The sequence below is a fragment of the Halomonas sp. 3D7M genome (assembly GCF_014897885.1).
Lineage (GTDB): Bacteria > Pseudomonadota > Gammaproteobacteria > Pseudomonadales > Halomonadaceae > Vreelandella.
The window spans coordinates 1-7243 of sequence record NZ_JABUZF010000236.1 but is presented as its reverse complement, the minus strand read 5'-3'; the positions used below and the strand labels follow the sequence as shown (position 1 = coordinate 7243).

Annotated in this window: 5 protein-coding genes; 1 reads left to right on the top strand and 4 read right to left on the bottom strand. The window is 54.0% G+C overall.

Annotated features, from left to right (window positions below; translation table 11 throughout):
• On the top strand, window positions 1–1607 hold a 1607-nt coding region (locus INT22_RS21025), incomplete at its 5' end, for an efflux RND transporter permease subunit (protein ID WP_226912722.1).
• Window positions 1608–1772: 165 nt separating this feature from the next.
• On the opposite strand, the gene rsd is transcribed toward INT22_RS21025, so the two are convergent.
• From rsd to INT22_RS13335, 4 genes are all read right to left on the bottom strand, one after another.
• Complete coding sequence (rsd, locus tag INT22_RS13350; protein WP_095604561.1) at window positions 1773–2261, bottom strand: sigma D regulator; 489 nt, start codon at window positions 2259–2261, stop codon at window positions 1773–1775.
• A gap of 133 nt (window positions 2262–2394) precedes the next feature.
• The gene (locus INT22_RS13345) at window positions 2395–2910 is read right to left on the bottom strand and encodes a disulfide bond formation protein B (protein WP_095604560.1); all 516 of its coding nucleotides are present in this window, start codon (window positions 2908–2910) and stop codon (window positions 2395–2397) included.
• Window positions 2907–4547 (bottom strand): glutamate--cysteine ligase, encoded by a 1641-nt coding sequence (gene gshA, locus INT22_RS13340; RefSeq protein ID WP_193060832.1) that lies wholly within the window; start codon window positions 4545–4547, stop codon window positions 2907–2909. Before gshA ends, INT22_RS13345 begins: the two co-directional genes overlap by 4 nt.
• A 142-nt stretch (window positions 4548–4689) precedes the next feature.
• Window positions 4690–7065: a Tex family protein gene (locus INT22_RS13335; protein ID WP_193060831.1), complete on the bottom strand. Its 2376-nt coding sequence runs from the start codon at window positions 7063–7065 to the stop codon at window positions 4690–4692.
• Window positions 7066–7243: the final 178 nt, after the last annotated feature.

Sequence of the window (7243 nt, the reverse complement as noted above, 5' to 3'; positions counted from 1 at the left end):
CCCATACAGCAACCGCGGGTGCTGGCCCGGTCGACGAAAGCACGTCGCTTGGGCGCGCCTATCGCCGCGTACTCGGACGTTTGCTGCAGCATCCCGCCTGGGTGCTCGTGTTTGCGGTGCTGTTAATTGGGTTGATTTATACCGGCTATGCTCGTTTTAATCATGGCGTTGATTTCTTCCCCAGCGTAGAGCCGGACAGCGCGCAAGTGCTGGTACGTGCCCGAGGCGATTTTTCCGCTGAAGAAACCGACACCATCCTGAAGCGGGTGGAAAGCCGACTGGGCAGCATGGGAGAAATCGAAGCCCTTTATGCACGCTCTTTTGCGGTGCCTAACCAGCAAATGGGCAATGATGTGATCGGGATGTTGCAGTTTCAGTTTGTGGACTGGTATCAGCGCCGCCCTGCCCGCACGATTTTGGCTGACATGGCCGAGCGCACTCAAGATCTACCGGGGATAACGCTAGAGTTTCGCGAGCAGGAGATGGGGCCTGGCGGCGGCAAACCTATTCTGCTCGAAGTCAGCGCCACTGATCCAGACATCGCAAATGCCGGCGTTGACCAGATTACGGCACTAATGCACGAGCTAGGCGGCTTTACCGACATCCAGGATAACCGCAGCCTGCCCGGGGTCGAATGGCAGGTAAAAGTTAATCGTGAAGCCGCTGCCCGCATGGGCACCGATATCACCACCATTGGTAGTGCTGTACAGCTACTCACCACTGGCCTTCAAGTGGCCAACTACCGTCCCCCCACCGTTACTGATGAGGTGGATATTCGCGTGCGCTTACCGGAACACTGGCGCACGCTCAACCAACTTGAACGACTGACGATCAACACCCCACGAGGCCAAGTGCCTATTGCTCACTTTGTAGACATTACGCCCGCCCCCAAAGTTGGCACCCTGAATCGTATTGATGGACGCCGTGCGATTACCGTTGAGGCAGATTTAGCACCAGGCTATTTAGCGGACGAGCGGTTGCGAGCGCTACTAGATGCAGGCCAAAGCCAACTTGACGATAGTTTGATGGTTAATGTGGCGGGTGAACAAGAAGATCAGCAGGAATCCATGCAGTTCTTGATCAGCGCTTTCTTGATCGCGATTGGGCTAATGGCGCTGATTCTGGTGACACAGTTCAATAGCTACTATCAAGCAGCGCTAGTGCTATCGGCCATTGTGTTCTCCACTGCGGGCGTTTTGATGGGACTGCTCATTACTGGCCAAGCGTTTGGTATTGTCATGGTGGGCATGGGCATTATCGCCCTGGCAGGTATTGTCGTTAACAACAATATCGTCTTGATCGACACTTACAACGAGTTGCGCGGCCAAGGCATGCCCCCAACCGAAGCGGCACTAGAAGCAGGCACCCTGCGCTTACGCCCAGTGCTTCTCACCGCTATTACCACCGTGCTGGGGTTAATGCCGATGGTGCTGGGAATCAACGTTAATCTTTTTGCACCCGCGCTAGGATTCAATGCCCCCTCGGCCCAGTGGTGGACACAAATGTCCAGCGCGATTGCCGGCGGCCTCACGTTCGCCACAGCCCTGACACTCTTATTAACCCCCTGCATGCTAGTGATAGGCGGCAAGCTAAGGCGTGAGAAGTAATAGGTGAGGTGTGAGACTGCATAGCAGGGGCGACTGGGGCACCGTTCGCGGGTGCCTCATTTGCTCGTGCCTCGCAAGATTCGTTACACCGCGCTACAAAATACTGAATGCACAGGAGTTGTAGCGCGTGGTAAGCGAAGCGCACCCGCGGGGCAGCGAAAAGCGCTACGCTGGTGACTTTATCTGCTGTGGGCTGTGGGCGGCGTGCAGGCGGGCGATTAGCTGGTCTTCAAGGGCGAAGCGCTCTGCCAACCCTTTCGCTAAGCGGTCAATCCAGGCGGGCAAACGCACTAGATTCTGCTGACAGCGTACCGGTGAGGCGAAGTCTTCATCGAATTCCAGCACCATGGCCGTTGACAATTCTAAGCGCTCAAGAAGCTTTGCCGCGATTTGTAATGCACTCTCATCGTCGAATGCCTTCGCTTCCTCAGCAAGCTGGGGGTAAATCTCGAAGTGCCCAGCGCTGATGTAGTCCATCAACAACTCACTAAAGGTGTCAATGCGCGCTTTGCTAATCGCCTCTAATTCGGCGTCACAAGCTTCTTTCAGCTCAATGAAGCTGACTAACAGCGAGCGGCGCTGATCAAGCCAGCGATCAATCAAACTGTGCACGCCCCCCCAGCGCTCCAGGGCATTTTTGCAATCTTCGAGCATGGGGCTTTCTCCTTACAGATAGCCGTCTTCAACTGAGCTAGACTCGCGCGTCCGTGGACACCTGTCAATCCTAGCGGGTACGGTTTACTTAATTAAATGAGGCCAATCAATTAACGTAAACCATACCACTTATTTAACTCTTTTTTACAGACCATGTTTTTAAAGACCACAGAATACGCAGAGGCGCAATCGCGAGCAATAAAAAGCCGATCAAGGTCCATGCAGGCAGCGACAGGCCTAAGAACATGAAATCGATGTCAGCACACTCACCAGAGCCGGTAAGCACCATGGCAACCACTTCTTGCATCGGCAAGATATCCATCATGTACTCAAGGCCTGGGCCACAGGTTGGCACTTCGTCAGCGGGCAAGCCTTGAAGCCATACATGCCTTCCAGCAACAAAAGCACCCGTACCTACTGCGGCTAAGCTCAGCAAACCGTAGATAGCTTTGCCTACTTTGCCACTTGGGTTATGAAGTGCAGCGATACCTAGCACCAGCCCTGCGGCAATCACCGCGACCCGCTGAAAAATACACAACGGGCAGGGTTCCAATCCCATAATATGCTCAAGCCCCAAGGCTACCGCCATCATCAGAACACAAAAGGCGAAGCCCGCTAACGCGATAGGGCGAACTGCTAATGATGTCATTGACCATCCTCTGGTGAAATAGCAGACAGCGCTCTGGACTCACGCGCTTTGGCAAAGTAAGTGCTTAGGAACTCACTAAAGCTCTCTTGATCGGCTTCTTCAATATCGTGCTGTTGTTGGTGCGAGGTCTCGATCAACTGAGCAAGCAGTGCTTCACGAGAACGTAGCATGGGCGTGGATTTAAGCTTGTCGGCTTGCTCTTGAGCCAATTGCAACAGCGTATCGCTGAGCGAGCCATTACCAGCTTCCAGGCGCGCCAGTAGTTGCGCTGAGGGAGTTAGAGAAGGATCTTTCAGCCGCGGCGCTAGCTCAGCGAGTGCCGACGCATGAGGAGTACTCTCTTCTACAGCATCCAATAGGCGTGCCACTTCGGCCATTTCCGCAAAAATCTGCTCGCCCCACTCCTTCACAGTCGTCGTTTTGCCGTTATGGATCAGCTTCAGCGCTGGGTCACGCCCACGCTCAACGACGAAACGGCGATTGTCGTCTAAGCGGTCGCACTCTTCGTCTGAAATCCACGGGCTATCGCTTAATAGACACCACATTAAGAAGGTATCAACAAAACGCATCTGAGCTTCGGTGACACCTAGCGGGTCGAATGGATTAAGATCCAAACAGCGTACTTCGATGTACTCCACCCCACGCGCTTCCAGGGCTTGACTGGGCGTTTCGTTGTGCTTGGCAACTCGTTTAGGGCGAATATCGCTGTAGTATTCGTTTTCAATCTGCAAAATATTGGCGTTTAACTGCTGCCACTCGTCGCCGTTCTTCACGCCCAGCTTTTCGTAGTCTGGCCAGGGAGTGGAAATAGCATGCCGCAGGGTGTTGACGTAATTGGACAACGAGTTAAAGCAGATTTTAAGCTGTGACTGCACTTTATTCTGATAGCCCAAATCCGACATACGTAGCGTGGTCGCATAGGGGGCGTAATAGGTGTCGTCGCTCAGCGACTGCAGTTTTTCAGGCACTGTACCAGTTGGCAGGAAGCTTTTGTCGATGGCGGGTGATGCGCCAAATAGGTAGAGCAGCAGCCAGCTATGACGACGAAAATGCCGAATCATGCCGAAATAACGCGTAGAGCGATAATCGTTAAAAGGAATATTGGTGGCTTTTTCAAGCTCACGCAGGGCATGCCACATATCATCGGGTAGCGATACGTTGTAATGCACCCCGGCGATAGCCTGCATAATACGCCCGTAGCGCACATCCAACCCTTTACGATAAACATGCTTCATGGTGCCCACATTGGAGCTGCCATAGTCAGCAATCGGTACGCTATCGTTACCGGAAAGCCGAGACGGCATGCTGCCTGGCCAAATCCACTCATTTTCCAAGTGGTGATAGGTAAACGTGTGCAGGTCTGATAAAAATGCCAACGCCTCTTTTGGCTCTGAATACACCGGTGTGATGTACTCCAATAGCGCTTCGGAGTAGTCAGTGGTGATATGCGGGTGGGTTAGCTTTGAACCCAGCGCGTAAGGGTGCGGCGTTTGAGCAATATGGCCGTTGGCGTCAACGCGCAGGCCCTCTTTTTCCACCCCGCGACGCAGGCGACCTAGGCGCCCTAAACGCGCGCTAGGGAGCAAACGCTCAACCTGGGCGGTCAGTGTGGATGGCACAGTGAGAGGTTCAGACAAGGTGAACACTCCTTGTTAGTAAGGCCTGCTTAAAGCAGGCCTTGTTGAAATCAGCTGGCATCGCCATGCGGTTTATCACGTTTTTTTACCGAGAATAGACAGCAGGATATGGCGGCAACCATTAAATATTCAAGACGCGCGACTATTTGCCCTGCTTTGCTTTAAGCAGTGCTGCGCCGAGCGCGCCCATTGGTGCCGCTGCTTCGCTGGACTTTCCTCCCTGGCGTTGACCACGACCATTCTGTCCAGAACTAGCCGACCGCTGGCTACGTGCAGGCTTACGAGGCTCGTCGTTAGTGGAGTTTACAGCTGCTTGCGTCTGTTCTGGCTCATCATCCAAACGCATTGAAAGCCCTACCCGCTTGCGGGGGATATCCACGCTCATAACCTTAACGGTAACGATATCGCCTGCTTTTACTACACTGCGCGGATCATCGATAAAGCGGTCAGAGAGCGCTGAAATATGCACGAGCCCGTCTTGATGAACGCCAATATCTACAAAGGCACCGAAGTGGGTCACGTTGGTGACGGTACCTTCCAGCACCATGCCCAGCTTCAGGTCTTTGAGTGTTTCGACGCCTTCACGGAATTCAGCCGCCTTAAACTCAGGGCGCGGGTCGCGTCCTGGCTTATCCAGCTCTTTGAGAATATCGCTGACGGTAGGAACACCAAAACGCTCATCAGCGAAGTCAGCGGGCTTCAGTGCTTTTAGCGTCGCACTATCACCAATCAGGCCTTTTATATCTCGACTATTCTGCTTGGCAATACGCTCTACCAGCGTATAAGCCTCTGGGTGAACAGCGCTGGCGTCCAGCGGATTTTCGGCGTTGCTAATGCGTAAAAAACCAGCACACTGCTCAAACGTCTTTGGTCCAAGGCGGCTAACTTCTAACAGCTCTTTACGGCTCTTGAAGGCACCTTGAACGTTGCGTTGGGCAACAATATTTTCAGCAATGGCAGCACTTAGCCCAGCAACACGTGAAAGCAATGCGCTAGATGCCGTATTGAGATCCACACCGACGGCGTTAACGCAGTCTTCTATCACGACTTCTAGACTACGTGACAGCTGCACCTGGGAGACATCGTGCTGATACTGACCAACACCGATAGATTTCGGCTCGATTTTCACCAGTTCTGCAAGCGGGTCTTGCAGGCGGCGAGCAATAGAGACAGCGCCGCGCACGGTGACATCAAGATCCGGCAGCTCGCGGGAAGCGTATTCCGACGCGGAGTAAACCGACGCACCGGCCTCAGACACCATGACTTTACTTAAACGATGCTCGGGTGCTAACGCCTTCAGCAGATCACCTGCCAGCTTGTCAGTTTCACGACTGGCGGTGCCATTGCCAACGGCAACGAGTTGAACGCCGTGCTGTTTAACCAGCTTAGCGAGCACATTGAGCGATTCGTCCCAGCGATTCTGCGGCGCATGGGGGTAAATCGTCGCTTGGTCGATAAATTGACCGGTAGCATCCACCACCGCAACCTTGCAGCCGGTTCTTAGACCCGGGTCAATCGCGAGAGTCACTTTTTGCCCTGCAGGCGCTGCCAGCAAAAGGTCTTTCAGGTTGGCGGCAAACACCTCGATAGCAGTCAACTCTGCCTGCTCGCGCAGGCGACCCAACAACTCGGTTTCAAGCGCGGTATAGAGCTTCACACGCCACGTCCAGCGCACTACTTCGCTCAACCATTTGTCGGCGGGGCGGCCTTCATCGCTAATACCCACTTGTTTGGCAATAGCGACCTGGGCCGGATGAATTGGAGCGTCCTCTTCGCCAGGCAGACGAATCGCCAGACTTAGAATGCCTTCGTTGCGACCACGGAACATAGCCAGCGCACGGTGAGATGGCACCTTGGCAAGTTTCTCGTCATGTTCGAAGTAGTCAGAAAACTTTGCGCCCTCCTGCTGCTTGCCATCTAGCACGCGGGCACTTAGTTCGCCCTCTTGCCATAACCGTTCACGCAATCGGCCAATAAGTTCAGGGTCTTCGGCGAAGCGTTCCATGAGAATTTGCTTAGCACCATCAAGGGCGGCTTTGGCATCTTCAATGGCTGGAATATCGCCTTCTGCAGGGCGCAGGTACTGCGCTGCTTCGCTTTCGGGATTAAGCTGCGGATTGGCCAACAGGGCATCAGCCAGTGGCTCTAGGCCCGCTTCACGGGCAATTTGAGCTTTCGTGCGGCGCTTTTTCTTAAACGGTAGGTATAAGTCTTCTAGGCGCTGCTTCGTCTCAGCTGCCTGAATCGTTGCTTTTAGCGTGGCATCCAGCTTGCCTTGCTCATCGATAGCCGCTAGTACGGCTTCACGGCGCTCTTCCAGCTCGCGCAAATAGCGCAGGCGCTCATCCAGTTGGCGCAGCTGAATATCATCGAGGGCACCCGTTACCTCTTTACGATAACGAGCAATAAACGGCACGGTAGCGCCACCATCCAGAAGCTCTACCGTTGCGGAGACCTGTTCAGGCCGTACGTTTAGCTCAGTGGCTAAGCGTGAAATAATGCGTTGTTTGACATCCATAACGTGCAACTAACTCATGCAGCATTCGAGGTGCCGACAAGGTACCACAATCGCACGATACTGGCATGAATTGGCTACGATGGGGAAGCTGCCCTCGCGGGTGCGCTTCGCTTACCACGCGCTACAATCCCACTGAGCTCAATGGTTGCATCCCTGTAGCGCGTATATGGACTCCTCC

Bases quoted from the DNA above. Each gene is read 5' to 3' on its own strand.
- INT22_RS13335 (WP_193060831.1), bottom strand. From the start codon at position 7,065: ATGGATGTCAAACAACGCATTATTTCACGCTTAGCCACTGAGCTAAAC.
- INT22_RS13345 (WP_095604560.1), bottom strand. From the start codon at position 2,910: ATGACATCATTAGCAGTTCGCCCTATCGCGTTAGCGGGCTTCGCCTTT.
- rsd (WP_095604561.1), bottom strand. From the start codon at position 2,261: ATGCTCGAAGATTGCAAAAATGCCCTGGAGCGCTGGGGGGGCGTGCAC.